Genomic DNA, 2,052 nt, shown 5'->3' on the forward strand with positions numbered 1-2,052 from the left:
CTACCGAAGGCGCATCATGGTCCACATCGCCCTCACCCGAGGGCAGAGACCAGCAGCATGAAATCAGCACACGCCCCGCTCAAATGCGGAGAGCCATTTATCTCTGCAGTAAACGCCCGGCCCGTCTTCGGCGCCTCGTGCCACACATGCCTTCCCGCTCGGGTTGCGGCGGGCCATAATTCGCCTTTCACGTGCCCGGCTTGCCGTCTTCGGAGCTGGGCCTTGACACCCCTGCACCGGGTACCCACGCATCAGTACCGCACCTGCCGCTGGGCAGTCGATGCATCACCTGTCCGAACGGAATCGACCGCCCCCACGCTGATCACTGCTCCCACACCGCCGAAGCACTTCAACCGATCCGTCACTGCAGCATCATCGAGAAGCCGTCCTCGACACCGGCAGGTCCCGGGCCCGCTGGCTGTGATGTCTTCGCGCTGGCGGCGTCGGCGGGGAGAGGATTTCGCAGTGAGCAGCACCGCTCTCTCCGGGATCGAGGCGACCACCGAATCCGGCCCGCGGTGCTGCACGAAACCTTCGGGGCTCCATCGAGCCAGTGGCAATCGGCCCGTGGTTGCCTCACCATGGAGCGATGACTGCTAAGCGTTGCCGATCCACCCCCGATCCTGCCGAACCCCTTTCCGATGCCGAGCTGCTCATCGGCCTGGTGGTCTCACCATCCCTGAGTGCGATGCTCGGCCCCGAGGTCACCACCTCGGTGCGCAAGATTTTGGTGCAGCGGTATCCGGGAGTGCGCTGGCAACTGAAGATGGCCGAAGACCGGCTGGTCGATCCACCCACCGAGACCTTGGACCTGCTGGAGGCGGCCCGAAACCGCGTGCTGGAGGAGAACTGGGATTTGGCCGTGGTGCTCACCGAGATCCCCCTGAAGACCGGCCGACGTCCGGTGCTCACCCAGCTCAGCCCCGTGCACGGGGTAGGACTGGTCTCCGTCCCAACCCTGGGAGCCGTGCACGTGCGGCAGAAGGTGCAAGAGACCACCGTGCACGTGGTCGGGCAGCTCCTGGGCTACGACGCCGAAGACCTCAACGCCCAGCGGGATCTTGCTCGAAGAGCCCACCAGCTGTCCACCGATCTCGACGAACGCCCGGACGACAACGTCGTGCAGTTCACGGCCCGAGTGCTGAGCGGCAACGTGCGGTTGCTGCTGGGCATGATCCGCGCCAACCAGCCTTGGGCCTTCGTGGCCCGGCTCTCCCGGGCGATGGTCGTGGCAGCGGCCACCGGCATGCTGACATTGGTGGCCTCGGACCTATGGGTACTGGCCATGGCCTACGGGCCGGTGCGCCTGGTCCTGCTGGCGGTGATGGCGATCGGGGCGGTGAGTGCCACCCTGATCCTGGGAGCAGACTTGTGGGAGCGCCCACGGCGGCGAGCCCAACGTGAGCAGGTGATCCTGTTCAATTTGGCCACCACCGCGACCGTGGCCATCGGGGTTGTGGTGTTCTACCTCGGCTTATTCATCCTGTCCTGGGTCGGCGCGCTGCTGCTCATCGACGAGCCGGTACTGGCCGGTGTCGCCGGTCACCCAGTGAACGCTTTGGACTACGCGAAGATCAGCTGGCTCACCGCCAGCCTGGCCACCGTGGGCGGAGCACTAGGAGCTGGACTGGAGGACGACGATGTGGTGCGCGCCGCTGCCTACACCCGGTCCAGCACCTGACACAGCCCCAGCACAGAAGAAACTGAAACATCTACGCGTTGATGCCACGTCTATGCAGGTGTCATTGCCGGTCGCGATGACTTGGTGGGCTCAGCGCAGTGCGCTGCCTCGTACTCGGCGGGTGGGGCGTTGCCGAGGCGGGTGTGCGGGCGGGCGCTGTTGTACCTGTCGATCCGGGATCCGCACCGCCCTGCCGGACGCGCGGATCGCAGTCGACAAGTGGCATCTCGTCGCCCTCGCCAACCTCATGGTCACCCAGGTCCGTCAACGGATCACCCGGCAACTGCACGGCCGCCGCGGCACCGCCACCGACAAAGTCTGGGCCAGCCGGCAACTGCTGCTCACCGGCTACGAGCACCTCACCGTGAAGC

Annotated in this window: 2 protein-coding genes; both read left to right on the top strand. The window is 65.9% G+C overall.

All coding sequences use genetic code 11. The annotated features are described in order from the left end of the window. Window positions 1–589 precede the first annotated feature (589 nt). The gene (locus tag ABWI03_RS34110) at window positions 590–1,681 is read left to right on the top strand and encodes a hypothetical protein (RefSeq protein ID WP_350835329.1); all 1,092 of its coding nucleotides are present in this window, start codon (window positions 590–592) and stop codon (window positions 1,679–1,681) included. A gap of 76 nt (window positions 1,682–1,757) precedes the next feature. After that, window positions 1,758–2,052 (top strand): transposase (locus ABWI03_RS34115; RefSeq protein WP_353799068.1); only part of this gene is annotated, 295 nt, incomplete at its 3' end.

Source organism: Rhodococcus baikonurensis (genome assembly GCF_040489275.1).
Taxonomy (GTDB): domain Bacteria; phylum Actinomycetota; class Actinomycetes; order Mycobacteriales; family Mycobacteriaceae; genus Rhodococcus_F; species Rhodococcus_F baikonurensis.

What these genes read in the sequence shown, in the direction of transcription:
- ABWI03_RS34110 (WP_350835329.1), top strand. Translation starts at nt 590, where the DNA reads ATGACTGCTAAGCGTTGCCGATCCACCCCCGATCCTGCCGAACCCCTT.